We start from the raw sequence: 24,275 nt of genomic DNA on the forward strand, positions 1-24,275 counted from the left end.
TGTTAAGCACCGAGTCGCCCCCATTTACAGTCTCCATCTTCCTAGATGGCAACTTGAAGCTGCGGGCCCGGGACCGTCATCCGGAACATTCCGTATGAACTTGCAAGACCTTCGCGGTGGTACTTTCTTGTAACAGCCTTCACTGCTGGCGCTCACGTAGTTGCGTGATTGCAGAAGTTTTTGCAGTGAGTAGCGGCCGTTCCGCCACAACGGGTAAACCCTCAATCTGCGACATATATAAGACTTTGGACTAGTAAGGCCGATTATGATTACTTCGCCAATGACATTGCAAGGCAGTGCGCGCGAGCGGTTGCCCGCTGTCGCGTGAGCGAGGCAATTTTGCTGGACGTGGCGCACAAAGTCAGCCCAGATGTCGTTACTGCGGACTGATCTCCATCCTGTGCGCACAAAGCTCCGGTTTTCCGGAGCTTTTTCTTAAACGACTTTGACATGCACGGCACAGCCTTAGGTCAGCGATCGGATCTGGAAATAGCTTTGGCATAGATGATAAGGTTATCGCTAATTCGTGTCATAGCTAATGGCCGGCAGCGCCGCCAATATTCGGTTGTAAAGAACGATGCCCGAGTGTTGCGCACGATTGAAGCCGCTATGGCAACCAGAGTGAAGCTCAACCGATGCCGCCCAAGGCTGGAAAGACCTCCAAAAAGAAGATCGCAATGCTTGTGATATGACCGGTGATCATGGCAACTCCCATTGCGATCATGACCCCGCCAGCCCCGATCTGCAGCGCACGCCCGGTTCGGCGCAAGTTTTTTAAGTGTGCCACGAACCCGGACAGAAACAGAGCTGCCAGCACGAACGGAACGCCAAGGCCAAGAGAGTAGGCCGCAAGTAATAATACCCCGCTCGACGCCGTGGAGGAGGCGGTCAAGGCGAGAATGGCTCCCAGAACCGGGCCGATGCAAGGCGTCCAGCCGAACGCAAAGGCCGCCCCAAGCAGGTAGGCGGCGACGGGCCCCCGGCCCGGCGGGTCACCGTGCCAACGTAACTCCCGCTTCAGCCAGGGCAAATTGAGGAGCCCGGCCGTAAACAGCCCGAAGACGATCACTATGACTCCGCCAAGGAAGTTCAGCTCGAAACGGAACGTGTTTAACGCCGAACCGAATGCGCTCGCTCCGGCCCCGAGCGCCACAAAAATTGTTGAAAATCCGAGCACAAAGCAGGTGCTCAGCGTTAGAGTGCGAAGCGTACTGCGATCGGGGGTAGCATCTGACGAACCCACGTTCTGGCCGGCCACATATGAGACATAGCCAGGAACCAAGGGCAGCACACAGGGCGAGAGGAAGGAGACGGCTCCGGCAGCGAAGGCCGTCGCATAGCCGATCGTTGTCAAGGTGCTCATGAGATCCTCGATATTCGCGTGCGTCCTGATAACCTGGGTTGAGAATACCCACCGTTCATGGGTCAATACTCCGAGACCCGAAGTGAGCGGAATCCCACGTTGGACGGCGGTTTGCCTTTGAATCTCCGCGGCGGATGAATCAGCGATAACCTATGTTCATCGTCCAGTGCGTGCTTACCGCGTTTTTGATTGTGCTCGCTATCGCCTTTGGGTTTCTTGCGGCGGGATCTCCCGCTAAAAGGGAGGCGACCCAGACTGGGCTTTTTTGGGAAGGCGCGGCGCTGATGACCTGCTCCATGGTCTGCATCTTGAGCGCCGGTGCGCTTTGGCTCTAACGCTAAACAACCCCGCCGGAACGGCCGCGAGGCGATTGTGCCCACCAGTCGCGCTGCGAAGCTCGCGTCGTTAGGTGATCTCCTTCGCCCATTCTCGCTGAGCGTATGTTGCACCTGCGAGATCAAATCACTACGACTGACGTCGAGTTGCATCTGCGGTGCCTGCCCGCAACCATCGGCTTCCTCGTTGAATACGGTCGAAGTGTTACAGCTTTGCCGCCGCGTTCTGACCTAGGTAGCAGGATTAGGCCAGTATCTCACGGTTCTTGAAAAAAGTTTCTGTCAGCCCCGTCCAAGCCTCTGAAGCTTAGCGCGCGCGGTTTCAGCCTGCTCATGTTGGTCGATCGTACCTGCAAAAGTCCCATCCGCCGCGCGCAGAATAACCAGGCTGGAATGCTCCATCGTGTAGCCCTCAGTTTGAGGAACCTTGGCATAATATGCCGCAAACCCTTTCACGATGGCGTTTAGGTCCTTTGCCGATGGGCTGAGGGCAACAATGCTGGGATGAAAAGACTCCATGTATTCCTTCAGGATTGCTGGCGTGTCGCGTTCTGGGTCGACCGTTACAAAAACCACCGTCAGCTTCTTCGCGTCCTCGCCCAACTGATCGAGGGAGGTGGTGAGCTGCTGCAATGTCGTGGGGCAGACATCAGGGCAGTGCGTGAAACCAAAAAACCATGCCGATGGCTTCCCTTGGAATGTCCTTTCTGTGACCCGGCGACCATTCTGATCGATGGCTTCGAACGAGGGGTCTAGCTTCGCACGAGCCTGAAGCTGCGGAGGGTTTCCAGAGCTTACAAGGAGCAACACCGCCGCTCCCACTCCTGCCAGAGCAACAAGGAGCCAAAGGCCGATCCTGAGGGCTCGTAAAGCCCGCATTTCAGTGGGCATGCTCTGACGCCCCTGCCTTTGCTCCACCCAAGGGCTCCACGTTGAAGGTCACCTCCACTTGGCCTGCGTGCTCGAAGACGAGGGTCGCGGCGATCTTGTCTCCGGCTTTGAGTGGCTGTTTCAGATCAACGAACATGATGTGATCGCCGCCGGCTTTCAGGGTCACTTCGCTATTTGCAGGCAGCGGGAGGCCATTCGCCATCTCCCTCATCCGAGCGACGCCGTTCTCGTTCGTTGATGCATGGACTTGGATCCGATCGGCAACCGCACTCTCGATCCGGACCAGCCGATCATCCGAAGAAGTGGTGTTTCTGATTGTCAGATAGCCGGCGCCCACCTTTGCGCCACCGGGGGTTGCCCTGGAGGTGGGATGAACGATTACCAGTTCGCCGGCCTGGAAATCATGAGCCAGAGCTGGCGCTGCTAGCAGAAAAGCACCCGCGAGAAACAAGCCACGCATTCCATCCTCCCTGATCAAGCAGGCCGGCCGCCGCGGTACCGGGCGAACGTCTTGCGCCCCTCCGGCCCAAACTGGACGATTTCGTAGGTGTCGAGGTTGCCATTGGCGACCTCCATCCCAGGCGAGCCGGATGGCATGCCCGGCACAGCCAGCCCGCGAGCCTTGGGTTTCTCCGCCAGCAAGCGCTTGACCTCGGCTGCAGGCACATGGCCCTCCAGCACGTAGCCTGCGACCTCGCCGGTGTGGCATGAGGCCAGCTCGTCCGGCACGCCCAACCGCTTCTTAACCGACTGCATGTCGGCCGATTCACTGACGGCCACCTGAAATCCGGACCGGCGTAAATGGCTGACCCAGCCCTGGCAGCACCCGCAGGAGGGGTCCTTGGTGACAGAGACTCTAGGAAGCGATTGGCTCAATGCTTGAGACGCCCCGAGGAGTGGCGCTGCGGCCAACGCGGCCAGGGCGGTCCTACGGCTCATGGATGGCATGCTTTCCTCTTTCATGATCGTGCCTCCAAGATCAGTTGGAGTTGGTCTGGCGTTCAAAGGAGGGGCCGGCTCTCCGATCAGGGCGGAGTGATGCCCCCAGGACGAGAAAGCAGCCCAAAACCACCGCGACATCGGCCAGATTGAAAGTCGGCCAGTGCAGGTCGTTATAGTGAAGATCTAGGAAATCGGTGACAGCCCCCTGCCGCCAGCGATCAAGGGCATTGCCCAGAGCACCGCCTGCTGTTGCGGCGAAACCAATTTGTTCGACCCGCCGGCGGCTGATCATAGCCCAGAAGATCAGAAGGGCCGCGATACCAAGTTTCGCTATGGCGGCCGCCTCCGGCCATCGGGCTACCCAGTTCCGCAGCAGGCCGAAGCTGATGCCAGGGTTGAAGGAGAGGGTGAGGTTAAAAAAGGAAGTAACCTCGACCAGCGACTGCTCGTGGAGGGTTGCGATTGCGATAGCCTTGCTCACTTGGTCTGCGAGTAACGCAAAAGCTGCCGTTCCCATTATTGCCGCGGATTTCATTTCAGCGCCTTCACGCAATTGCCTGCTCCAACATGAACAGAAGCAGGAACCCGGCAAAAAACATAGCTGCTACCCAGGGCCGGTCAGGCTCTGCATGGGCCTCAACTAAGAGTTCTTCGGTTACTAGGTAGAGGAGGGCCACGAGTCCAAAAGCGAAAAAGGCCGTGATGACGGGCTGTGGCATGCCTGAAATCGGGATAGCCACTGCGGCGCCGACCGGAAGCAGTAGGGATAGCCCCACAGTGGTGCCAACGACGGCCAACTTCGAGCGAGACGTCTCAGCCAATTCGGTTGTGACGGCCAGTCCGAGGAATAGAATTTCCAGCGTCAGGGCGATAGTCAGTAGAAGCCCTTCCCGCTGCCCCGCCACAAATCCAAGGCCGAGCACTAGCCCGTCGATGAACACGTCAACGCCGACAGCAACAAGTAAGCTCACAGAGCCTCGGGTTGACGTCTCTAAGCTCTTGACCGCCAACATGGCCAAAACACCGGCGACTGAGCCCAGTATCACAGGCCAGAACCCCTGGTGCTTGAGATCGGGCAAAATCTCGCCTGCGGCAGCCGCGAAAACCACTCCGGCGGTGAAGTGCTGGATCGCGCTTGTCAGCGTGATTCCGGGCGGGCGAATTACCGCTATTGTTGCACCCATTGCGGCGGCCACAACTGGAGCTAATATGAAAAGCCACATAGCCATGCCGCTTAAATAGCAAGTGTTTGTGTCTGGGTCTGTTGCGATACCAGCGCTCGCGCGGACATCACTAAAACCGCCGGCCAAGGTCGTCCATGTTTCGTCACCAGCATGACACCTCGCTTTCAGATCCTGTTAACGAACGGTCCTTCGCTCGACTAGCCCAAGACCACGGCTGACCAAAGTGCCAGCCATGGCCGAGACGCAAATGGCCTGAGAAGCATTCTTGGTGCGAAGCTGTGTCAGCCATCCCAATCACGCAGGTCGCTCCGAATCCGTTCCAGGCGCGAGGCGCGCGAATGCTAGTCGGAACTCAGTCGAAGAGACGACCCAAAAAGCTGCCTCTTCTCCCGCCACCATGGCCATGTGCGTCCCCGTGACCACGATAGCCGCCATGGCCAGTACCATGCGACGCGTGGCCTGAGCGATCATATTCGACTTGCCGGTCGAAGGGCTGTACGCAACCGGAGTCGTGAGGAGCAGCCGGAGTTGCAGCATTGCCCCATGGGTTCGGCGACACGGGCGGGAGGAAGCCAGCCGCTCCCTGAGTCGGCTGATTGCGCTCAGCCTCGGTCCGCTCGATGATTTTGTCCAATTCGCCACGATCGAGCCAAACGCCACGACATTTGGGGCAGTAGTCGATCTCAATTCCCGATCGTTCGCTCATGAGCAGGTCGGCCCGGCAAACTGGGCAGCTCAGTCCGTGAGGGGCAGCTTGCTGCGTATCAGTCATGTTGTCTCCTTCATGTCGCGCACTCGGCAGGACGAACGGGAGATAGGTGCTCTAGTCGCTAGAGATCAAGGACCGCTATTGCGCTGTGAATTGCATTTGGGCAGATCGCGATCAGCATGCCACCGCAGTGCTTCTGTCAGTCAATCTTGTGTACCTGGCGCACTAGGATGATCGCGTCAGGAGCGTGACCCCGTTGCCGCAGGCGAAACGGAACCGGTCGAGGAAGGCTCAAGGATAATTTCCTCCGGTCCGGTCAGGGCTTCTGGCCTGGAAATTTCGCCGACTTTGGCTGCTCCGGACGAAAACGCCGTATTCTGGCCGCCGTCGCGGTACACGAGCTTCACCGCGGGCACACCGGCAGCGACCAACTGATTGGTTCTGAGATCGTCGGCGCGCTCCTTATTCTTGAGCGCTGCGAAAAGCGATGGTTCCTGCAGCCCGCAACCGTCTTTGCCGGTATTGAAGGTGTATCGCCGGTCACATACCCCAATCTGCGGGACCTGGCGGGTCAGGGCGAACACGTCATCACCTTCTTTCAGATTGCGCCAGAACACGATGTTTGGATCAGCTCGGTGCTTGGCCAAATTCTCCGGAGTCATGCGGAAAGGGTAAGACTGGAACTGGAACTCCCGCTGACCAGCTGCAAACGCCTCCCGAGCGAGTGCGTAAACATCCGAGATCGCTTCGTCGGTCATAGCGAAGCACCCCCTGGATGAGCACGATCCATGCACCATCAGGTAAGAGCCCGTGCGATCGTTAGCTCGGTCATATTCGTTCGGAAATCCTAAATTGAAGGACAGATAGAGCGCCGAATTTGGGTTCATGGCCGCCGGCGTGATTGTGTAGAAGCCTTCGGGAGCCTGTCGGTCACCCTCGCGTACCTTTGGCCCAAGCTGCCCAGACCATCTGCAAATCGGATAGGTTTTCAGAAGAGCGTATCGCCCGCCAGATCCCCGTTTCCAGACTTCCAATTCGGCCTCTTTTTTGAAAGCCCGAAGCAGGATTGGCTGCGATGAGTTGGTACCTTTTGCCTGCATCAAGGCCATGGTGCTAGGGGAGATCGGCGCTAAGTGCCTGTTGCTGTAGCCGTCCTGACAGCCGGCAACAACCAGCGCGGTACCCAGCATCATTGCCACGGCCTTCATGCATCATCCTCCCAAAGGTCAATGTTGCGGCGCTACGCTTAACTGCCCGTGAACAAGGGCCAAAGCTAGGCAAGGGGTGCGCCGCTTACCTTCCGCAAACCAAGATTGGGGACTAGTCCCGCAACTTCTACCACCCCGTAAAATTTGAGCGATTTTTTCTGGGCTGCTTGAAGTGGTCGAACGCCAGTGTTGCCTCACTGGAGGAGCTCATGCGCGTTCAAGCCGTTTTTGTCGGTTGCCTGGTGTTGCTGGCCATCGGTTCAAGCCCATCTCGAGCCAGCCCCCATCCCGGACTAAAATATGTCAGCCAGAGCATGCCCGCCGAAAACGCCGCCAACCCCATCAAAGGTTGGGTCGATTTTTGCCGTCGCTACGCCAGCGAATGCGAGGTGGATGTCAAGGAGCCGGACAGCCTGGTTCTTACTGACGGCCATTGGGCACTTTTGCGGAAGGTGAATGCGCGGATCAACTCCGCGATCATGCCCGTTACGGACCCAGACCACTGGGGTGTAGCGGACCGCTGGGACTTCGCCGAGGATGGCAAGGGCGATTGCGAGGACTACCAGCTGCTTAAGCGCAAGGTACTTGCGCAAGCAGGCATCCCGCGCCGCACCATGTTAATGACCGTGGTTGTCGACGAGAGGGGTGAAGGGCATGCCGTGTTGATCGTCAGGACCGATCATGGTGACCTCGTTCTCGACAACCGTCGTGATGAGATCGTGCCTTGGGATCAGACTCCTTATACCTATGTGAAGCGAGAGAGCCAAAACTCGGTTGGCTGGGTTTCGCTCGATCGGAGAACGGGGATCGACGCCACCGCCTCAGGGAAGTGAACGAAGGGCGCCGCGTGCCATCGCGTCACACACTTGCCTTTGTTGCTAATGACAAAGGGGCCTGAAAACGAAGGCCTAAAATGCGACGCGCGGCGGTTACCCTGATTTTGGCATTGGCGGGTTTAGGGCCCGTTTTTGCAATCGACGATGAGCATGATCGATTGGGTCAGATCGCTTCACTCGAGATAGTAGACGGCTGGGCGAAACCATCCGACTCCGGCGACGGCTGGATCATTGCTTCTCGGTTAAGAACTCTGGATCGGAGGAAGATCACCTGGTCGAAGTCGTTGGCGAGAACGGCGTCTTTGGCCGGATTCTGAAATCAACTAGCACGCAGGCCACTCCGATTGGCCGTACTGGGCTCCGGATTCCGGCAAAGTCGGGCCTCGTTCTCGCCCCTACGGGTTCGTTCGTCGCGTTTCCGATTGCTGCCTCCGGTGCCCAATCATTGAAGCTGTCCCTGACCTTTTCGCGCGCCGGCCGTTTAACCATTTCGGTGCGTGTACAAACTGGTGATAGGTTCGCCGGTCATATGGCGCATCTGCACTGAGGATTCAGATGCGCTGTATAACTCAGGTTTTCATTCTCCTCTCAGGGATAATTCCGACAGCGCTCGCGGCTGAGGCACACGATTATCGCCTTGAAACATTGGCGATAGAGCACCCTTGGGCACGGGCGAGGACCTCTGGTTCCAACCTAGAAGGCCCCCGAATGTCGATCACGAACACAGGCGTGTCCGGCGATCGCTTGCTCGAGGTTCGGTCACCGGCCGGGCGGGTCAGCATCCTGGAGCGGGACACGATAGCCTATGCCGAAGCCCTGCTCCATGAAACAGCGTCTGGAGTCGAGATCCCGGCTGGGACTACCGTAAGTCTCGGGCCCGGGAAACGTTGGTCGCTGGCGTGGGCGGGGAGGGCTCCACAATTGCGCGCCGGAAAGAAGGTGCGATTAACGCTCGTTTTCGTGCTGGCCGGAACAGTGAAGATCGAGGCATTCATCGAACCCATCGAAGACGCAAGCCGTCGTTGGGCGAAGCTCCGACCGCTAAGTCTCGTTCTCCAGCAAAGCGCCCGCCTCTAGGGGCTCTTGGTCTCTGCTGACAGTTCGGGGGCCGTGGCGGTTTCCCGTACGGCGTGAATGACGCTGAGGCCGAAGATTGCGGTAATCACAACGGTGAGGGCAGCGAGGGTCAGCCGGTTCCGAAGCCGATAATCCTCGGGGGGTGATTTTTTCATAATGAAAGCTCCAAGGACATCCTCGCGTGCCGCCTGGCTTGCGGTCGGGCTCGGATCAAAAACTTGGGTCGGGTGTCCAGATGTAGAGCCACCAACGAGGTGGAGCACGAGCCCACCACCCAGCGCGAGCAAGCCTGTCGCGAAAGCGAAATGCCAGCCGTCACCCGAGTCGACAGCGTGTTGCATCCAGAAACCAGCGGCGACCAAGGTCGCTGGAACCAGGGTCGCAACGAGCCGATCACCTCGCTCGAAGCGCCAGTTCATTTGCGAGCACGAAGCAGGCGCATGGCATTAGCAGTCACCAGCACAGTTGCGCCGGTGTCAGCCAGGATCGCCGGCCAAAGCCCCGTGATCCCAATGATTGTGGTCACGAGAAAAACGGCCTTGAGGCCGAGTGCAACCGAGATGTTTTGCCGGATATTGGTCATAGTCCTCTTCGAGAGGACCACCATCTCGGCGACATCCATCACGCGCCCATGAAGGACTGCTGCATCGGCCGTTTCAAGTGCGACATCAGTTCCGCCACCCATAGCGATACCGACATTTGCGGCAGCCAGAGCCGGCGCGTCGTTGATACCATCGCCTACCTTCGCGACAATCAAGCCCTCACGCATCATCTCGCCTACGATGCGCTGCTTGTCTTCGGGAAGAAGCTCGGCCCGAACCTCGATGCCGAGCTGGCGGCCGACGGCATCCGCTGTACGCTGGTTGTCGCCGGTCAACATCACAGTCTTCACGCCGGCATCGGCCAAGGCTTTCAGACCGGCTTTGGCGTCGGGGCGGGGCTCGTCACGCATTGCGATCGCGCCAGCAAGCTGATCATTCGCGAGCAGAACCGAGACGGTCTTGCCCTCGTCGTTCAGGGCGGCAATGCGCGCCAGTTGGCCCTCATCCAGCGGAGCGCGTTCGGAAGCCGCCTGTGGCGAACCCAGAAAAAGGGATGTCCCTTCGATTACGCCGGATACGCCCTTGCCACCATGGGCCTGCGCGTTCTCCGCGACATTTACGGCGATGTTGTCGGCCTTCGCCTTGGCGAGGATCGCCAGCGCGAGCGGATGGCTAGAGCCACTCTCCAGAGCCGCTGCAAGGCGCAGAACCTCCGCCTCAGGACGTCCGAAGTTGAGGATGTCAGTCACCTGAGGCTTGCCGGCGGTCAGGGTTCCGGTTTTGTCAAAAGCAGCCGCCGTGATCTTTCCTATGTTCTCCAGCACAGCGCCGCCCTTCAGCAGCAAGCCGCGGCGTGCTCCGGCCGAGAGGCTGGCCGCAATCGCAGCCGGTGTGGAGACCACGAGGGCACAGGGGCAGCCGATCAGGAGGATGGCCAAGCCCTTATAGACCCAAGCCCCCCATGCTCCGCCGAAAAGCAGAGGCGGCACAATCGCGACAAGGGCGGCCACCAAGACGACGCCGGGCGTATAGTAGCGGGAGAATCGATCAATAAAGCGCTCGGTCGGAGCTTTGCTCTCCTGCGCTTCTTCCACGAGCTTCACCACACGCGCGATGGTGTTGTCGGCCGCCGCCGCCGTCACCTTAACCCGAAGTGCCGCATCGCCGTTCACGGTCCCGGCAAAAACGCTGGCATCCACGCCCTTGCGAACAGGGACGCTCTCGCCCGAAACCGGCGACTCGTCGATCGCGCTCTCGCCCGACACGATCACGCCATCCGCCGGAACACGGTCGCCAGGGCGCACCAGGATAATGGACCCGACTTGGACCTGTTCAGCGGGAATCTCGGTTGTCTTGCCATCAGTCTCCAACAGCGCCGTCTTTGGGACCAGCTTAGTCAGCGACTGGATGCTGTCGCGCGCCTTGCCGGCAGCGACGCCCTCCAGCAACTCGCCCACGAGAAACAGGAAAACGACTGCCGCGCCTTCCTCGCCTGCGCCGATGATCACTGCACCCACAGCGGCGATGGTCATCAGCATCTCGATCGTGAAGGGCACGCCGGCTGCGGCGGCCATGACGGCGCGCTTCGCGATCGGGGCCAGGCCGATCAGCATGGCAGCCACGAATGCCCATTGCTCGATGCTGGGGGCCAGCTTTCCTATCGCGTAAGCCACAACCAGCCCCAAGCCGCTGGCGATTGTCAGCAGCCCCTTGGACGATTTCCACCATGGACCAGAGGTCGGTCCATGGTCGTGGCCATGAAGTCCAGGAATTTCAGCGCCGTGATCGTGCTTCTGGTCGTGATCGTGCTTCTGGTCGTGATTGTGGCCGTGGTCGTGATTGTGGCCGTGGTCGTGACCGCGGGCCGAGTGCTCATGAGCGTGGCTGGCTTGGTCGGTGTGGCTGCCGCTTGCACCCGAAATGGGCTGCGGTGGATTGGCTTGAACTTTGGTCAGCTTGTAACCGAGCCCTGTTACCTTCTTCTCCATAGCGGGTAGGTCGGCCTGATCACGGTGCCGAACCGTCATGGTTCCGGCTGTCGGCGACACCTGGACATCCTCGATTTCTGGCAGCCTTCGAACCGCCGAGTCGATCTTGGCGGCGCATGAGGCGCAGTCCATGCCCTCCACCCGATAACGTGTCGCGACAGTCATATTAATTTCCTTCTCAATCCAGCCGGATTAGTCGTACATCCTCTAGCGGGTAGAGGAGCAATCAATTATGCAGGGATCATCGATTGGCAAGGTCGCGGAGCGAAGCCGGGTCAAAATCCCGACGATCCGGTATTACGAGCAGATTGGGTTGCTCCCTGCTCCGCCAAGGAGCGACGGGAATCGCCGCCTCTATGGCGAGCAGGATATGAGGCGCTTGTCGTTTATCCGCCATGCCCGCGAGTTGGGTTTCGAGGTCGAGGCGATCAGGACCCTGCTTAACCTGCAAGACAATCCGAACCAGTCTTGTGCGACCGCGGACGAGATCGCACAGGCTCGACTGGTTGAGGTCGAGGAGCGCATCAGAAGTCTCCTAGCGCTCAAGGCTGAGCTACAGCGGATGGTGGAGCACTGTCAGCAGGGGCGGGTCGCTGAATGCCGTGTAATCGAGACGCTCTCTGACCAAACCCATGATCATGGGCGACTTGCCTGACCACCTCTGATGCCAGTGACGTCGCCTCTTCGGAACTTTCTTGTAGGCGCTGCATTGCTGGATCAGCCGGCGCGCCGGTCATAGCAGTAGGGAGAAACGCTCATGGCACAGGAAAAACCCGGCCAGCATCACGATCATCCCGGTCACAAGCGAGGCGATCTTGATCCCCAAGGCCATCGCGACAAGGCTGGGCAGAAAGAGGTGCCGGGTCAGCATCATCCCCACCCGGGTCACACTTCGGGCGACTTGGACCAACACGGTCATCGGGACAAAGGCGGTTCAGCTAAGAAATAACTGAATACCGCCTTGATCTGATGCGGGCCTTTTATAGGCCCGCATAAACCTAAAGTAGCCTCTCTTACGAGCCTGTCCGTCGTGGTCTCCTGACCCGCTCGCGGCCTATCCAGCCGGACGACGTTCCATCTTCCGCTCCGGCTCCACGCCTGATATGCTATTGCGACTGAGTTGCAATAGCGAGCATCCAATAGACGCCCATGTCAGTCGAACCCACGATTTGGATGTAGCAGAGGACTTACTGGCTGGCGTCAGCCGAGGGGTAGGGCGCCCCTCTCGGATGTATACCGCACTGTTGCAGTGCCCCGGGATTCGACGAGCCCTCGCCGGTTGGCCGCATTCTTAGGCGCGGGCTATCTTGTCGCAGTTGGATACATGGATCCCGGAAATTGGGCCACTTCGATCGCGGGTGGGTCGAAATTTGGGTATTCGCTGCTGGTGTAGCGCTCGTGTCCAACATCATGGCGATTATCCTGCAGTCACTTTGCGCCAGGCTCGCTGTTGCTTCCGGCCACGACCTTGCACAGGCCTGCCGTGATGCGTTCCCAAAGTTTATAGTATATCCCTTATGGGCCATGGCGGAAGTTGCCATCGTTGCGACCGACATAGCCGAGGTTATCGGGACGGCGATCGGCCTTAACCTGCTTTTCGGCATCCCGCTCTAGGTTGGCGTGTTGGTCACGGCCTTAGACGTGTTCCTGATCCTCTACCTTCAGAAACTCGGGTTTCGTTACCTTGAAGCTTTCATCATTGGGCTTCTTGCGATTATCGCAGCATGCTTCGCAGTTCAAGTCGCACTGGCGAGTCCAGATTGGGGCGGAGTCATTCGCGGGTTTGCTCCGACTTCCGAAATCATCACGAACCCGGAGATGCTCTACCTAGCGCTCGGTATCCTCGGCGCGACTGTCATGCCCCACAACCTCTATCTTCACTCGGCGATCGTCCAGACTCGCGACTATGGCTCCTCACCTTTGGAGAAGCGGGAAGCGCTGAAATTTGCAACAATTGATTCAACGGTGGCCTTGATGCTCGCCTTGCTCATCAACGCATCTATTTTGGTATTGGCAGCTGCAGCCTTTCACTCGAGTGGCCGAAGCGACGTAGCTGAACTCGCGGAAGCCCATTCCATACTTTCACCGTTGTTGGGAGCTGCGATCGCGCCGACTCTGTTTGGCGTCGCTCTTCTGTGCTGCGGCCTGAACTCGACTGTAACAGCCACTCTCGTGTCCGTCGTCAGATAATTTGAGACCGTTTTTGTTTCTCAGGAACGGAGGTTCTGGCTCATCTGGGTTTGAGGTTATGCGGCCTGCAAGTGATGCTGCAAGCGTCTCTCCTGGATGGTCTGGCGCTTGATCCTTTCGCGTTCGGTGAGGATGGCCTGCCCGCGGCTGAAGTAGACATCGGCGGGCGTCAGGTTGCCGAGGCTCTCGTGGTAGCGGGCATGGTTGTAATGCTCGACGAAGGCCGCGACCTGCCGTTCGAGATCGCCGGGCAGATAGTAGTTTTCCAGCAGGATGCGGTTCTTCAGGGTCTGGTGCCAGCGCTCGATCTTACCCTGCGTCTGGGGATGATAGGGCGCGCCGCGAACATGCTGCATGCCCTTGCCTTCGAGCCAGGTGGCGAGGTCGGCAGAGATGTAGGAACTGCCGTTGTCGCTCAACAGCCTGGGTCGATGAGCGACCGTGATCTGGTCGAGCCCCGATGCCGCCAACGCCAGATCGAGCGTGGCGGTGACGTCGTCCGCCCGCATCGTGGCGCAGAGCTTCCAGGCAACGATGAACCGGGAGAAGTCGTCGAGCACGGTCGAGAGATAATACCAGCCCCAGCCCGTGATCTTCAGGTAGGTGAAGTCGGTCTGCCAGAGCTGGTTGGGCGCGGTCGTCTTGTCCTTGAACTCGGACGCCGCCTTGATGACGATGTAAGCCGGGCTGGTGATCAGATCATGCGCCTTCAGCAGCCGATACACCGATGACCCTTCCCGAAAACCCCTAAACTGTCTCAAAAGCGCTGACGGCGGACATTCGCCATCCTCTCCAGGCGCCGTCTCAAGCGCGGCGTTTTCAAGGGCGTCGTCGATCTACAGGCCGCGATCAACCGCTTCGTCTTCGACCACAACCAGCAGTCAAAACCCTTCGTCTGGACCGCCGATCCCGACAAAATCATCGCCGCTGCCTCGCGCGGGCACCAGGTGCTGGAGTCAAACCGCTAACCTTTGGCCATGGCAGTGCGGCGTCAGCGCCGAATGTCCACTCTCCGGAAAACAGCTAACGGGGAAGTTCGACCCGTTGCGGACTCCGGAATCCTCGCGCGGCGCGGCGATCCCAAAACCGATAACCGCCATTATGGAACAAAAGATATTCTTCAATTACCAAGTTTTGGTATGAATCTCATGTATAGTAACGAGCTGATAAGCTCGACCACTGTTTGCGCCACGATGGTCGCGGGCAGTAACGGCATGGCGTTTGGAACGGCGAACGCCAGAGGCAGCACCACAAGCGAATTGCGCGTTGCGGCACTGAACGCAATCGCCCGCCCTGCCGGTGCATGCAGTCCGGCCAGTCGTCCAATGCCCCACCCGATCAAAGGGGCGGCAAGCGCAAAGGCGATATAGATCGGCACAGCTCGCACCGCATTGTCGAACGCAAGGCCAAGCTGCGGCACCACCGACGCGAACACCATGAACAGGACGAGCGCGGTCGCAGGCACCGGCAGGAGGCCGAGGGCGGCGGCAACGCGCTCCACCTTCGGGATACGGGTCGCGCCGAGCTGGACGACCGCAGCGAGGGCGAGCGGAATGGCGATCAGCCAGACGAAGGCATGCAGGAACGGCCCCATCTGTACCAGAGCCGCCGCGTCGTCACCGAGGAACAGGCCGAGATAAACCGGCAGCAGAAGCATTTGCAGCACCAGCAGGGCGGGTGTCGAGGCGAGAAGCAGTTTCGCATCCGCCCGCCCGATATGGGCGAACGTCACCACATAGTCGATGCAGGGAGTCAGCAGCACGAACAGCACGCCGAGCCTCACCATGGGATCGGCAGGCAGAAACTGAATCAACGCCAGCACGAGCAGCGGCACGGCGATGAAATTGGCGATCAGCAGCGCTGCGAGAAAGCGAACGCGCAACAGAGCTTTGCCGAGATCGGCCAGAGGCACTTGCAGGAAGGTGACGAACAGCATCAACGCGAGTGCCGGATTGATGCCTGCTTCCAGCTCGGTCGTGGCCGGAACGACGAGGGAGAGCAGCACGGCCACGATGATCGTGCCGAAATAGATTTTCACCTGTTGGGATTCTAGCGTGTCGCGCAGTGGAGTCATGTCATTGTCGCTTGATGGTTAAAGGCCATAGGGATCAGGTGCAGACGAAATTCCGGCGCACGGGCGTGGTCTCGGCGGTCGGGCGTCCGGTGCATTGCGCGAACAGGGCGATAGCGCGGTCGCAGACCTCGCAATGCCCCTCGCAGCAGTCGCGCATCAGGAAGGCGACCAGATCGGACAGGGCCGGAAATATCGCGCTGTAGATGATCGAGCGGCCTTTACGGCGGCTGACGATCAGGCCCGCTTGTTCCAGATGGTTCAGGTGGAATGACACCCTCGATGCGGCGGAGCCATCGAGCGCGGTTGCGATTGCGCCCGCGCCCATCCCTTCGGCCCCAGCCTTCACCAGCATTCGGACGATCCGCAGCCGTGTTTCCTGCGAGAGCGCGGCAAAGGCCCCCAAGGCTCGGACTTCATCCATAATGCTTCAACGTTTCAAGAACCATTGAAGCAATATCCCGTGACAGTGGCGGAGGCGCAAGGGCGAAAAATCACGCGATCATCTGGTGTGACTTTCGCCCGCGAGATACATTGTTCACCCATGCGCGAAGGATTGTTCAATCCGATAATGGGATTATGGAACGTCGGGGCCAGCCTGTCTGCTTTCGACCCACCCGCGACCTTCGCAATGTCTGCAACCGGGCAGGACCGCGCCGCTCTTCCCGAGGCGTCAGGACACCCTCCGGCGGGTACCAAGCGTCAGATTCAATCCACCAGCGCGGCTGCAACGGCCATTGCGCAACGCGTTGGCGTGGCCTTAACCATCTACAGGCAGCATATTTCGCGCTGGGGACGTCCGCCTCTGGCTCGGAAACGGCCCCGCTGCCAGCGCACTGGCGGGGTCGACACCTGCAGGACGGTTCGATGGATCAGGTCGTCAGGACGGCCGGGGGCTTTGGATGCTCGATCCTGCACGCTGTAGCCGGGCCGGCCGCGTGCACAACCTCCATGTCGCCGACAAGCATGGGCGTCGCCGTCCTCGGGCTGGCTTCACTCGCAATCGTCCTTGCGATCATTGCCCGTCAATTCGCTATCCAGCAGCCGTCTAAATTTGCTAGGCGGATTGGTGTTTCGCTTCTGATCGAGAATCTGAGGAGCCATGATGGTTCGTCGATATCTGCGGGATGCCTACGACGGCAACGCCCTTGATCGATCGCGCTATGTGGATGTCACATTTCGCCGAAGCGCTTGCAACACCATGGTCCTTGCCTGGGTCCATTCCACTGCGTGGACGGATGCCCCGATCGCGCTTGAGATACACCCGGCAGAACTGAGCGGTGCAATCTCATCGGGCACAGCTGCAAGGCTGCTCAAGGCGGCCGGCGCTTCAGGTGTCGCCTTCCGGTATCCCCAGCTCAGCGCGGATCGTGGCTGACGCCCAGACCACAAATCCCAGCCGCGGGTTTCCGCCACCCTGGTCCGCCTCTCGCATCCCAGGCGGGTTCCACGTGCCCGACGCAACGGGCTGCCGGTAGTGGTACGCCGGTTTCGAGGGCCGCAGCTCCCTCATGAGCCAGATGACGCCGCAACGGCCGAGCGAGTCGCCAATGCCATCGCCCGGCTGCCGGCGGTGCTGAAATGCGAGGGGCCGAGCTGGGCGGCATCCCCGCGGGTCGGTGGGGCGTGGAGGATATCGGCAGCATGTTCCGGGTGAACTCGCCAGGGTGCGGGCTCCCTGCGTCTACTACGCCGATCGCCGGGCAGGGGATCTCACCTGGGAGAGGCGCGGCGGATCTCGGCGGAAATTGTACAAGTGCCTACTCTGATCAAAACCAAAGCAGGACCCATCCCGGTCTCACAACGTGAGCGCCCGCGCAGGGTAGCTAGAGAGGATCATACAACCGACTTGCCTTCCCAATTTCATCTACTATTCTGGATGCATGGATTTACAAACCGCTACAGCCGCCCTGGGGGCCTTGTCGCAGTCGACCCGCCTTGAGGCCTTCCGCCTCTTGGTGAAGCACGAGCCGGAGGGCCTAGCAGCTGGGGAAGTCGCCCGGCAGCTCGACGTCCCACAAAACACCATGTCGGCACATCTCTCGGTTCTGACACGGGCAGGGCTGGCAACGGCTGAACGTCATAGCCGCTCGATTATCTACCGCGCCGACCTGGACGGCGTGCGCACGCTAACGCTCTACCTTGTCCAGGATTGCTGCGGAGGCCGAGCCGAGCTGTGTGCACCGCTGATTGCGGAACTAACGGGCCCCTGCTGCCCGGCTGAAGGAGCCCGCGCATGATCGCGCCCGCTGACGTGGTGATCTACCACAACCCCGAGTGCGGAACGTCGCGCAATACCCTCGCCATGATCCGCAATGCCGGGATCGAGCCGCATGTAATCGAGTATCTGAAAACGCCGCCAGCGCGGGCCCTGCTGGCTTCGCTGATCGGGCGCATGGGCGTTTCCGTGCGCTCGGTGCTGCGCGAGAAGGGAACGCCGTTTCAAGAGCTGGGTCTGTCCGACGAAAGCCTGACGGACGATCAGCTGCTCGATGCGATGATGGCGCACCCCATCCTCATCAACCGGCCGATTGTCGTCTCGCAGCTCGGCGTGAAGCTGTGCCGGCCGTCTGAAGCGGTTCTAGATCTGCTCCCGAACCCACAACAGGGGGCATTCGTGAAGGAGGATGGCGAGCGCGTCGTTGACGCCTCCGGCCGCCGTGTCGCCCCGGAAGGCCCTCGCCATGAATGAAGCGGTTGCAGGGGCAGCTTCTGCCACCAAAGCCCCATCCATGAGCGGGTTCGAGCGGTACCTGACGCTATGGGTGGGCTTGTGCATCGTCGTCGGCATTGTCCTCGGCCGCCTGGCTCCGGGCGCATTCCACCTGATCGGCGAGGCCGAGGTCGCGAAAGTGAACCTGCCAGTGGCAGTGCTGGTGTGGCTGATGGTCATTCCAATGCTGCTGAAGATCGACCTGGCTGCGCTTGGTACGGTCGGCGTGCACTGGAAGGGGATCGCTGCCACGGTCGGCATCAACTGGCTGGTCAAACCGTTTTCGATGGCGCTGCTCGCCTGGGTGTTCATTGCCCATGTGTTCCGGCCATATCTCCCAGCCGATCAGATCGACAGCTACACGGCGGGCCTGATCCTGCTGGCCGCCGCACCATGCACGGCCATGGTGTTCGTGTGGTCGAACCTCGTGGATGGAGAGCCGCATTTCACGCTCGGGCAGGTAGCCTTGAACGATTCCATCATGGTGGTGGCGTTCGCGCCAATTGTCGGGCTGCTGCTCGGCCTATCCTCCATCACTGTGCCATGGGGAACGCTGCTGCTGTCGGTCGCCAGCTACATCATCGTGCCGGTGATCGTGGCGCAGCTCTGGCGGGCGCTCCTCTTGAAGGGTGGCGAGCCTGGGCTGGCGCGGACGCTCAAAAGTCTGTCGCCTTTGTCGCTCGGTGCGCTGATGCTGACGCTCGTGCTGCTGTTCGGATTGCAGGGCGAGCAGATCACGCGGCAACCGGCCGTCATCGCCATGCTGGCGGTGCCTATTCTCATCCAGGTCTATTTCAACGCCGGGCTGGCCTATTGGGTGAACCGTCGGCTCGGCGTCGAGTGGTGCGTGGCCGGACCCTCCGCGCTGATAGGCGCCAGCAACTTCTTCGAGCTGGCGGTGGCGACAGCCGTTGCGCTGTTCGGCTTCCAGTCCGGCGCCGCGCTCGCAACCGTGGTCGGCGTGCTGATCGAGGTTCCGGTGATGCTGTCGGTAGTGAAAATCGTGAAAGCCTCACGCGGCTGGTACGAGCGGGGCGCTGCCGTATGAGGCTTCGCCAGTTATCCGACCCGGACCATCTGCCCGCGCTCGATCGGCGTTACGTGATCGAGCGGCCAGCCCTTGATCTCGGCCCCCTCGACCATCCGCCGCGTATCCTGCTGCTCTATGGATCATTGCGCCCGCGTTCTTTCTCGCGCTTGGCGACGGAGGAGGCTGCCCGACTCTTGCAGTTCTTCGGTGCGGAGGTTCGCATTTTCGATCCGTGTGACATGCCCTTCCCTGACCAAGTGAAAGGCGACGAGCATCCCGCGATCCATCAACTGCGCGAGCATTCGATCTGGTCGGAGGGCCAGGTGTGGTGCAGCCCTGAACGGCATGGCCAAATCACCGGCCTGATGAAAGCGCAAATAGACAACCTGCCCTTGAGCATGGGCGCGATCCGACCGACGCAAGGGCGGACGCTCGCCGTGATGCAGGTGTCGGGCGGCTCACAGTCGTTCAATGCGGTGAACACGTTGCGCCTGCTCGGCCGCTGGATGCGCATGTTCACAATCCCGAACCAATCCAGTGTCGCAAAGGCGTTTCAGGAATTTGAAGCGGACGGCCGCATGAAACCATCCAGCTATTATGACCGGATCGTAGACGTGATGGAGGAGCTGGTGCGCGTCACGGTGCTGATGCGCCCGCACACCGCGCAGCTGACCGACCGCTATTCCGAGAGGAAAGAGGACGCGGTCAAATCGGAAGCCCGAACGAAGATCAGCGCGATCTGATCCAATCGAACTACATGCCCCGCCGAGTTGGCCAGGTTCTCGGGTTTGTGCAAGATAGGGTCATGAGCTTACTTGCCTACGCAGGAGCGGCGCTCGCCGAGATCGCAGGCTGCTTTGCCTTCTGGGCCTGGCTGCGCCTCGACCGATCCCCCTACTGGCTGCTGCCCGGGATGGTTTCACTCGCCTTGTTCGCCTACCTGCTGACCCTTGTGGAGAGTGAAGCGGCGGGGCGTGCATACGCTGCCTATGGCGGCATCTACATCGTCGCCGCGATCCTCTGGCTTTGGGGGTTCGAGGGCCACCGGCCGGATCGTTGGGACCTGGCCGGAGGGGCAATCTGCCTTCTGGGCACCTCGATTATCATTTTCGGCCCTCGCAGTGGTTGAGCAGTAGAGAAAAGCCGTTCGGCCCGTCTTAGAGGGGGCAGTTAGCGACAGCGACGTGCCCTTATCTCGCATCTTTGTGATCGGCCGCGTGCAAGACGTGTTGAGCTTGCGGCCGCTACAAGAGCCACAGCAGGCCGACTTTTGATGAAGGCGACCATGTCGGCCGAGAATGCGCCCGCGTTGGCACAAGACAAGCAGAAGGCGGTCCTGCAGCGTGCTGCCGTTCGTTTGCTCGCGGTAGTTGGAGCTATCACTGGCACGGGCGCCTTTGCGGCATCGTCCTGCTGTGTATCGCCTCTTTTTCTTGGCGGGTAAGGGGCAGGAGCGGGGGTCTTCTCTGCTCTCGAAACACTCGCGCCCATGCGAACGCCACTGCTGACCGTCAGCGCATTGGTGATCTTCGCAGCGTGGGTGTCCATTGTGCGCTCGAATCGGACAGCGTGCCCGGCCAATGCGTCGTCGCGCCAGTCGCTCGGATTTGCTGGATGATCGGCTGGATGTTCGCCGCATGCTTGTCGGCGTTGACCGTGCGGACTGCATTCGCCAAGGCCCGAGCCTCCGGCAGGTTCGTCCGGTTGCCGAGGGGAGGAAGTCCATCACGCTGTCGGCGTCCCTTAGCAGCTGCCAGTGCGGCCTTTAGTCCTAGCCGAATTCATCGCGCGCTCGTGCTCGGCAACGGCCGCGAGAACGTGAATGTGGAACGGATTGGCGTTCGGGTTGTCGACCGCGATGAAGTCTACGCCCGCCTTCATCAGCCCCGAGATGAAATGGCAGTCGTGCCACAGCCGGTCCAACTTGGCGATCACCAGCGTCGCCTTCGTCTTGCGGCAGAGCTTGATCGCATAGACGAGCTTTGGCCGATCGGAGCGCTTCCCGGACTCGATCTCTACGAACTCAGCGTCTAGCGTCCAGTCGCCGCCGTTCAGGTGACGGATCACAGCGTCGCGCTGTGCATCGAGGCCGAGGCCACTGCGGCCCTGCTCCTGCGTGGACACTCGAAAGTAGGCGACGAATCGACCGGAAGCCATGATGGGTAGCCCTCACAAAGCGCTTTTCGGGTCATTGTGGAGGTGCCATTAAGGACGGACAGTCCTGCGATCACGATCAACGGCGATCCGCAATCTGCGACCAAGGTGGGCACCACGTAATGATGCCCACCCGAAACGTTTGCGCTCAGTTCACATGCCGTGCCTTTTTTCCCAGGCAGTCATCTCCTTGATTTCCTTTTTTTGGTTGGAGACGACGTCCTGCGCCATGCGCTTCAGCTTCGGATCAGTTCCGTATTTTAGGTAGGCCTGCGCCATTTCCACCGCCGCCTGATGGTGCGGCTTCATCATCATGACGAAGTCCATGCTGGGATCGTTGGCAGGCTTCATTCCCTGCATCTTCTCGTTCATGCCTTGCATCGCCCGCATGTAGTCCTGGGTGGCAGGACTGGTTGCCCCCTTCATGTCCATGCCCTGCATCGGGCTGGATTGAGCCAGCGCCATGGAGGGAGCAGCGAGGAGTGCAAGGGCAAGAGCAGACGCTTTCATAGTCATTGTCGGTCTCCGTTTTCACATCAGCAACATCCAGATCGCCATGGCGACCCTCATCGCGTTCTCGGCCAGCGCCACACGAAGCCGAGTGCCATGTTTCAAGACCCGCCCACAGGCGCACTAAAAGTTGCAGTCAAAGCCGCACGGACCGTAGCCGGACGGCATTGCCGATCACGCTCACGGAGGACAACGCCATAGCGGCCGCTGCGATAATGGGCGAGAGAAGCACGCCGAAAAACGGGTAAAGCGCACCCGCCGCCACCGGAACGCCTAGTGCGTTGTATGCGAACGCGAAGAACAGATTCTGGCGGATGTTGCTCATCACCGCTTCCGAGAGGCGGCGGGCCCGCAGGATGCCGGTCAGGTCGCCCTTCAGCAAGGTCACACCGGCGCTCTCGATGGCCACGTCTGTCCCGGTCCCCATGGCGATACCCACGTCGGCGGCGGCCAGCGCAGGGGCATCGTTGACGCCGTCGCCCGCCATGGCAACGACACGGCCCTCTCGCTGGAGCTTCTCGACGACTGCGCTCTTCTGCTCGGGCAGGACCTCCGCCTCTACCTCGGGAATACCCAGCCGGCGGGCTACGGCCTCGGCAGTTGTGCGATTGTCGCCGGTCAGCATGACAACGCGGACGCCCTCTTCCCGCAGCGCCTTGAGTGCTTGCGCCGTGGTCGCCTTCACAGGATCAGCGATGGCCAGGATGCCGGCGGCCCTGCCATCCACGCCGACGAAGATGGCCGTGGCGCCGTCCTGCCGCAGCTCATCGGCCGTTGCGGCGAGCGCACTCACGTTGACCCCCTTCTCGGCCAGGAATCGGGCGTTGCCGAGGATCACGGGACGGCCGTCGACAATTCCAAGCGCGCCCTTGCCGGTAGGCGAGTCGAAGTCCGCCAGCTCGCCGGGATCGACGCCCTTGGCTTCGGCAGCTGCCACGATCGCGACGGCAAGCGGGTGCTCGCTCGCCCGCTCTACCGTGGCGGCCAGCCGCAGGATTTCTGTTTCAGAGAACCCTTCTGCCGGAACGATGGCCGTGAGGGCCGGCTTCCCCTCAGTTAGAGTCCCGGTCTTGTCCACTACGAGCGTATCGACCTTTTCCATCCGCTCCAGGGCCTCGGCATTCTTGATCAGCACGCCGGCCTGCGCGCCGCGCCCCACGCCGACCATGATCGACATCGGCGTCGCCAAGCCCAGCGCGCAGGGACAGGCGATGATGAGCACCGACACGGCGGCGACAAGCCCGAAGGCGAAGCGTGGCTCGGGACCCCAGATTGCCCAGGCGCCGAATGCCAACATGGCGACGGCGATCACCGCCGGGACGAACCAACCGGAGACCTGGTCGGCGAGCCGCTGGATCGGCGCGCGGCTACGCTGCGCCTCAGCTACGAGCTGCACGATCTGCGAAAGCATGGTGTCGCGGCCGACCTTGCGGGCCTCGATCACCAATGCGCCCGACTGGTTCATAGTGCCGCCGATCACGGCGTCGCCGACGCCCTTAGTGACGGGCATGGACTCGCCAGTGACCATGGACTCGTCCACGGCGCTTCGCCCCTCGACCACAGTCCCGTCAGCCGGAACCTTCTCGCCCGGTCGGACGCGCAGGCGGGCTCCGACCTTGACGGTGTCGAGCTGGACTTCCTCTTCGTTCCCGTCCGACCTTATGAGGCGCGCCGTCTTGGGTGCGAGGTCGAGCAGAGCGCGGATTGCGCCGCCGGTGCTCTCGCGCGCCCGTAGCTCCAGCACCTGCCCGAGCAGCACGAGAACCGTGATCACGGCCGCCGCCTCGAAGTAGACCGCCACGGATCCGTCGTGACCCCGGAAGGCGGGCGGGAACAAGCCCGGCGCCAGCACTGCGACCATGCTGTAGGCCCAGGCCACACCAGTCCCCATGGCGATGAGCGTGAACATGTTGAGGCTGCGGTTCACGAGCGACGCCCAGGCCCGTATGAAGAATGGCCAGCCGGCCCACAGCACAACTGGCGTCGCCAGCGCCATCTGAACCCAGTTCGAGACGCCGCGCGGCACGTAGCGGTCTAGGCCTGTGAGATGGCCGCCCATCTCCAGCGCCAGAACCGGCAGGCTTAGGACGAGGCCGACCCAGAACCGGCGGCTCATGTCCTTCAGTTCGGAGTTATCGTGCTCGCCGGCGGCCGCGACCACGGGCTCCAGAGCCATGCCGCAGATCGGGCAGGAGCCCGGGCCGACCTGGCGGATCTGCGGGTGCATCGGGCAGGTGTAGATCGCCCCCTCCGGCATAGGTGCCGCCGCCTTCGGGGCCGGCGTCACGTATTGTTCGGGGTCGTCCCTGAACTTGGACTGGCACCCGGCCGAGCAGAAAAAGTACGGCGCGCCGGCGTGTTCGGCACGAAACTTGGTCTTGTGAGGATCCACGGACATGCCGCAAACCGGGTCCTTGGCGGTACCCTCGACCACGTCAGCGGGGTTCCCTCCAAGATGATCAGCGTGTACGTGCGCAGCATGGTCTTGGGTCATGGTGATACTCCCGCCGCTGATGGCGTCTTGAAGCAGCG

At 60.7% G+C, this 24,275-nt stretch carries 24 protein-coding genes and 3 pseudogenes; 10 read left to right on the top strand and 17 right to left on the bottom strand.

Features of this window, described 5'->3' with window-relative positions; genetic code table 11:
* Nucleotides 1–628: 628 nt before the first annotated feature.
* The 8 genes from IEV99_RS07250 to IEV99_RS07285 form a co-directional block, all read right to left on the bottom strand.
* A complete protein-coding gene (locus IEV99_RS07250) occupies nucleotides 629–1,363 on the bottom strand; it encodes a cytochrome c biogenesis CcdA family protein (RefSeq protein WP_188517000.1) in 735 nt (244 codons plus the stop codon).
* A 617-nt stretch (nucleotides 1,364–1,980) separates the two neighbouring features.
* Entirely contained in the window at nucleotides 1,981–2,589 is a 609-nt protein-coding gene (locus IEV99_RS07255) for an SCO family protein (RefSeq protein ID WP_188517001.1), read from the bottom strand.
* Complete coding sequence (locus IEV99_RS07260; RefSeq protein ID WP_188517002.1) at nucleotides 2,579–3,049, bottom strand: copper chaperone PCu(A)C; 471 nt, start codon at nucleotides 3,047–3,049, stop codon at nucleotides 2,579–2,581. The genes IEV99_RS07255 and IEV99_RS07260 overlap by 11 nt, the downstream gene beginning before the upstream one ends.
* A 14-nt stretch (nucleotides 3,050–3,063) precedes the next feature.
* The gene (locus IEV99_RS07265) at nucleotides 3,064–3,552 is read right to left on the bottom strand and encodes a DUF411 domain-containing protein (RefSeq protein WP_188517003.1); all 489 of its coding nucleotides are present in this window, start codon (nucleotides 3,550–3,552) and stop codon (nucleotides 3,064–3,066) included.
* A gap of 16 nt (nucleotides 3,553–3,568) precedes the next feature.
* Nucleotides 3,569–4,084 carry a signal peptidase II gene (gene lspA / locus IEV99_RS07270; protein ID WP_210318628.1) on the bottom strand — a complete coding sequence of 172 codons (516 nt, stop codon included), beginning with the start codon at nucleotides 4,082–4,084 and terminating at the stop codon, nucleotides 3,569–3,571.
* Nucleotides 4,077–4,760 carry a ZIP family metal transporter gene (locus tag IEV99_RS07275; protein WP_188517004.1) on the bottom strand — a complete coding sequence of 228 codons (684 nt, stop codon included), beginning with the start codon at nucleotides 4,758–4,760 and terminating at the stop codon, nucleotides 4,077–4,079. Before IEV99_RS07275 ends, lspA begins: the two co-directional genes overlap by 8 nt.
* 307 nt (nucleotides 4,761–5,067) lie before the next feature.
* Complete coding sequence (locus IEV99_RS07280; RefSeq protein ID WP_188517005.1) at nucleotides 5,068–5,487, bottom strand: TFIIB-type zinc ribbon-containing protein; 420 nt, start codon at nucleotides 5,485–5,487, stop codon at nucleotides 5,068–5,070.
* A gap of 176 nt (nucleotides 5,488–5,663) precedes the next feature.
* A complete protein-coding gene (locus IEV99_RS07285) occupies nucleotides 5,664–6,632 on the bottom strand; it encodes a L,D-transpeptidase family protein (RefSeq protein WP_188517006.1) in 969 nt (322 codons plus the stop codon).
* A gap of 209 nt (nucleotides 6,633–6,841) precedes the next feature.
* Between IEV99_RS07285 and IEV99_RS07290 the strand changes: the two genes are divergently transcribed.
* Together IEV99_RS07290 and IEV99_RS07295 are read left to right on the top strand one after the other, a co-directional pair.
* Nucleotides 6,842–7,465 carry a transglutaminase-like cysteine peptidase gene (locus IEV99_RS07290; protein WP_188517007.1) on the top strand — a complete coding sequence of 208 codons (624 nt, stop codon included), beginning with the start codon at nucleotides 6,842–6,844 and terminating at the stop codon, nucleotides 7,463–7,465.
* A gap of 558 nt (nucleotides 7,466–8,023) precedes the next feature.
* Nucleotides 8,024–8,545: a copper chaperone PCu(A)C gene (locus IEV99_RS07295; RefSeq protein WP_188517008.1), complete on the top strand. Its 522-nt coding sequence runs from the start codon at nucleotides 8,024–8,026 to the stop codon at nucleotides 8,543–8,545.
* On the opposite strand, the gene IEV99_RS07300 is transcribed toward IEV99_RS07295, so the two are convergent.
* Nucleotides 8,542–8,964: a hypothetical protein gene (locus IEV99_RS07300; RefSeq protein ID WP_188517009.1), complete on the bottom strand. Its 423-nt coding sequence runs from the start codon at nucleotides 8,962–8,964 to the stop codon at nucleotides 8,542–8,544. The genes IEV99_RS07295 and IEV99_RS07300 overlap by 4 nt on opposite strands.
* A complete protein-coding gene (locus IEV99_RS07305) occupies nucleotides 8,961–11,240 on the bottom strand; it encodes a heavy metal translocating P-type ATPase (protein ID WP_188517010.1) in 2,280 nt (759 codons plus the stop codon). Before IEV99_RS07305 ends, IEV99_RS07300 begins: the two co-directional genes overlap by 4 nt.
* 67 nt (nucleotides 11,241–11,307) lie before the next feature.
* Between IEV99_RS07305 and IEV99_RS07310 the strand changes: the two genes are divergently transcribed.
* Nucleotides 11,308–11,730, top strand: coding sequence for a MerR family transcriptional regulator (locus IEV99_RS07310; RefSeq protein ID WP_188517011.1), 423 nt, complete (start codon nucleotides 11,308–11,310; stop codon nucleotides 11,728–11,730).
* 78 nt (nucleotides 11,731–11,808) lie between these two features.
* On the opposite strand, the gene IEV99_RS07315 is transcribed toward IEV99_RS07310, so the two are convergent.
* Entirely contained in the window at nucleotides 11,809–11,946 is a 138-nt protein-coding gene (locus tag IEV99_RS07315; RefSeq protein ID WP_244643648.1) for a hypothetical protein, read from the bottom strand.
* 318 nt (nucleotides 11,947–12,264) lie between these two features.
* On the opposite strand from IEV99_RS07315, the pseudogene IEV99_RS07320 reads away from it, so the two are divergent.
* Nucleotides 12,265–13,259, top strand: a pseudogene (locus IEV99_RS07320) (Nramp family divalent metal transporter); the annotation flags it as partial.
* 62 nt (nucleotides 13,260–13,321) lie between these two features.
* Here IEV99_RS07320 and IEV99_RS07325 read toward each other — a convergent pair.
* Nucleotides 13,322–13,999: pseudogene (locus IEV99_RS07325) on the bottom strand (transposase); the annotation flags it as partial.
* Nucleotides 14,000–14,044: 45 nt separating this feature from the next.
* On the opposite strand from IEV99_RS07325, the pseudogene IEV99_RS07330 reads away from it, so the two are divergent.
* Nucleotides 14,045–14,233, top strand: a pseudogene (locus IEV99_RS07330) (IS630 family transposase); the annotation flags it as partial.
* A gap of 152 nt (nucleotides 14,234–14,385) precedes the next feature.
* On the opposite strand, the gene IEV99_RS07335 reads toward IEV99_RS07330, so the two are convergent.
* Together IEV99_RS07335 and IEV99_RS07340 are read right to left on the bottom strand one after the other, a co-directional pair.
* Complete coding sequence (locus IEV99_RS07335) at nucleotides 14,386–15,303, bottom strand: arsenic resistance protein (protein ID WP_308469355.1); 918 nt, start codon at nucleotides 15,301–15,303, stop codon at nucleotides 14,386–14,388.
* Between the two features lie 70 nt (nucleotides 15,304–15,373).
* Complete coding sequence (locus IEV99_RS07340) at nucleotides 15,374–15,760, bottom strand: ArsR/SmtB family transcription factor (protein ID WP_188517014.1); 387 nt, start codon at nucleotides 15,758–15,760, stop codon at nucleotides 15,374–15,376.
* Between the two features lie 1,459 nt (nucleotides 15,761–17,219).
* Here IEV99_RS07340 and IEV99_RS07345 point away from each other — a divergent pair.
* The 5 genes from IEV99_RS07345 (at nucleotide 17,220) to IEV99_RS07365 (ending at nucleotide 20,208) form a co-directional block, all read left to right on the top strand.
* Entirely contained in the window at nucleotides 17,220–17,576 is a 357-nt protein-coding gene (locus tag IEV99_RS07345) for an ArsR/SmtB family transcription factor (protein ID WP_188517015.1), read from the top strand.
* Entirely contained in the window at nucleotides 17,573–18,028 is a 456-nt protein-coding gene (arsC, locus tag IEV99_RS07350) for an arsenate reductase (glutaredoxin) (protein WP_188517016.1), read from the top strand. Before IEV99_RS07345 ends, arsC begins: the two co-directional genes overlap by 4 nt.
* Before the next feature lie 40 nt (nucleotides 18,029–18,068).
* Nucleotides 18,069–19,097 carry an ACR3 family arsenite efflux transporter gene (gene arsB, locus IEV99_RS07355; RefSeq protein WP_188517690.1) on the top strand — a complete coding sequence of 343 codons (1,029 nt, stop codon included), beginning with the start codon at nucleotides 18,069–18,071 and terminating at the stop codon, nucleotides 19,095–19,097.
* Entirely contained in the window at nucleotides 19,094–19,822 is a 729-nt protein-coding gene (gene arsH / locus IEV99_RS07360; protein WP_188517017.1) for an arsenical resistance protein ArsH, read from the top strand. The genes arsB and arsH overlap by 4 nt, the downstream gene beginning before the upstream one ends.
* A gap of 62 nt (nucleotides 19,823–19,884) precedes the next feature.
* On the top strand, nucleotides 19,885–20,208 hold the full coding sequence (locus IEV99_RS07365; protein WP_188517018.1) for a YnfA family protein: 324 nt from the start codon (nucleotides 19,885–19,887) through the stop codon (nucleotides 20,206–20,208).
* 614 nt (nucleotides 20,209–20,822) lie between these two features.
* Here the strand turns inward: IEV99_RS07365 and IEV99_RS07370 are convergent.
* From IEV99_RS07370 to IEV99_RS07380, 3 genes are all read right to left on the bottom strand, one after another.
* Nucleotides 20,823–21,236, bottom strand: a complete 414-nt coding sequence (locus tag IEV99_RS07370; RefSeq protein ID WP_308469356.1) for a recombinase family protein — start codon at nucleotides 21,234–21,236, stop codon at nucleotides 20,823–20,825.
* A gap of 150 nt (nucleotides 21,237–21,386) precedes the next feature.
* Entirely contained in the window at nucleotides 21,387–21,749 is a 363-nt protein-coding gene (locus IEV99_RS07375; RefSeq protein ID WP_188517019.1) for a DUF305 domain-containing protein, read from the bottom strand.
* Between the two features lie 130 nt (nucleotides 21,750–21,879).
* Nucleotides 21,880–24,237, bottom strand: coding sequence for a heavy metal translocating P-type ATPase (locus IEV99_RS07380; protein WP_188517020.1), 2,358 nt, complete (start codon nucleotides 24,235–24,237; stop codon nucleotides 21,880–21,882).
* Nucleotides 24,238–24,275: the final 38 nt, after the last annotated feature.

The organism is Alsobacter metallidurans (genome assembly GCF_014636935.1).
GTDB classification, from domain to species: domain Bacteria; phylum Pseudomonadota; class Alphaproteobacteria; order Rhizobiales; family Beijerinckiaceae; genus Alsobacter; species Alsobacter metallidurans.

Excerpts from the sequence above, each read along its gene's own strand:
- IEV99_RS07250 (WP_188517000.1), bottom strand. The coding sequence starts at position 1,363 with ATGAGCACCTTGACAACGATCGGCTATGCGACGGCCTTCGCTGCCGGA.
- IEV99_RS07255 (WP_188517001.1), bottom strand. The coding sequence starts at position 2,589 with ATGCCCACTGAAATGCGGGCTTTACGAGCCCTCAGGATCGGCCTTTGG.
- IEV99_RS07260 (WP_188517002.1), bottom strand. The coding sequence starts at position 3,049 with ATGCGTGGCTTGTTTCTCGCGGGTGCTTTTCTGCTAGCAGCGCCAGCT.
- IEV99_RS07265 (WP_188517003.1), bottom strand. The coding sequence starts at position 3,552 with ATGAAAGAGGAAAGCATGCCATCCATGAGCCGTAGGACCGCCCTGGCC.
- IEV99_RS07275 (WP_188517004.1), bottom strand. The coding sequence starts at position 4,760 with ATGGCTATGTGGCTTTTCATATTAGCTCCAGTTGTGGCCGCCGCAATG.
- IEV99_RS07280 (WP_188517005.1), bottom strand. The coding sequence starts at position 5,487 with ATGACTGATACGCAGCAAGCTGCCCCTCACGGACTGAGCTGCCCAGTT.
- IEV99_RS07285 (WP_188517006.1), bottom strand. The coding sequence starts at position 6,632 with ATGAAGGCCGTGGCAATGATGCTGGGTACCGCGCTGGTTGTTGCCGGC.
- IEV99_RS07290 (WP_188517007.1), top strand. The coding sequence starts at position 6,842 with ATGCGCGTTCAAGCCGTTTTTGTCGGTTGCCTGGTGTTGCTGGCCATC.
- IEV99_RS07295 (WP_188517008.1), top strand. The coding sequence starts at position 8,024 with ATGCGCTGTATAACTCAGGTTTTCATTCTCCTCTCAGGGATAATTCCG.
- IEV99_RS07300 (WP_188517009.1), bottom strand. The coding sequence starts at position 8,964 with ATGAACTGGCGCTTCGAGCGAGGTGATCGGCTCGTTGCGACCCTGGTT.
- IEV99_RS07305 (WP_188517010.1), bottom strand. The coding sequence starts at position 11,240 with ATGACTGTCGCGACACGTTATCGGGTGGAGGGCATGGACTGCGCCTCA.
- IEV99_RS07310 (WP_188517011.1), top strand. The coding sequence starts at position 11,308 with ATGCAGGGATCATCGATTGGCAAGGTCGCGGAGCGAAGCCGGGTCAAA.
- IEV99_RS07315 (WP_244643648.1), bottom strand. The coding sequence starts at position 11,946 with ATGCTGACCCGGCACCTCTTTCTGCCCAGCCTTGTCGCGATGGCCTTG.
- IEV99_RS07340 (WP_188517014.1), bottom strand. The coding sequence starts at position 15,760 with ATGGATGAAGTCCGAGCCTTGGGGGCCTTTGCCGCGCTCTCGCAGGAA.
- IEV99_RS07345 (WP_188517015.1), top strand. The coding sequence starts at position 17,220 with ATGGATTTACAAACCGCTACAGCCGCCCTGGGGGCCTTGTCGCAGTCG.
- arsC (WP_188517016.1), top strand. The coding sequence starts at position 17,573 with ATGATCGCGCCCGCTGACGTGGTGATCTACCACAACCCCGAGTGCGGA.
- arsB (WP_188517690.1), top strand. The coding sequence starts at position 18,069 with ATGAGCGGGTTCGAGCGGTACCTGACGCTATGGGTGGGCTTGTGCATC.
- arsH (WP_188517017.1), top strand. The coding sequence starts at position 19,094 with ATGAGGCTTCGCCAGTTATCCGACCCGGACCATCTGCCCGCGCTCGAT.
- IEV99_RS07365 (WP_188517018.1), top strand. The coding sequence starts at position 19,885 with ATGAGCTTACTTGCCTACGCAGGAGCGGCGCTCGCCGAGATCGCAGGC.
- IEV99_RS07370 (WP_308469356.1), bottom strand. The coding sequence starts at position 21,236 with ATGGCTTCCGGTCGATTCGTCGCCTACTTTCGAGTGTCCACGCAGGAG.
- IEV99_RS07375 (WP_188517019.1), bottom strand. The coding sequence starts at position 21,749 with ATGACTATGAAAGCGTCTGCTCTTGCCCTTGCACTCCTCGCTGCTCCC.
- IEV99_RS07380 (WP_188517020.1), bottom strand. The coding sequence starts at position 24,237 with ATGACCCAAGACCATGCTGCGCACGTACACGCTGATCATCTTGGAGGG.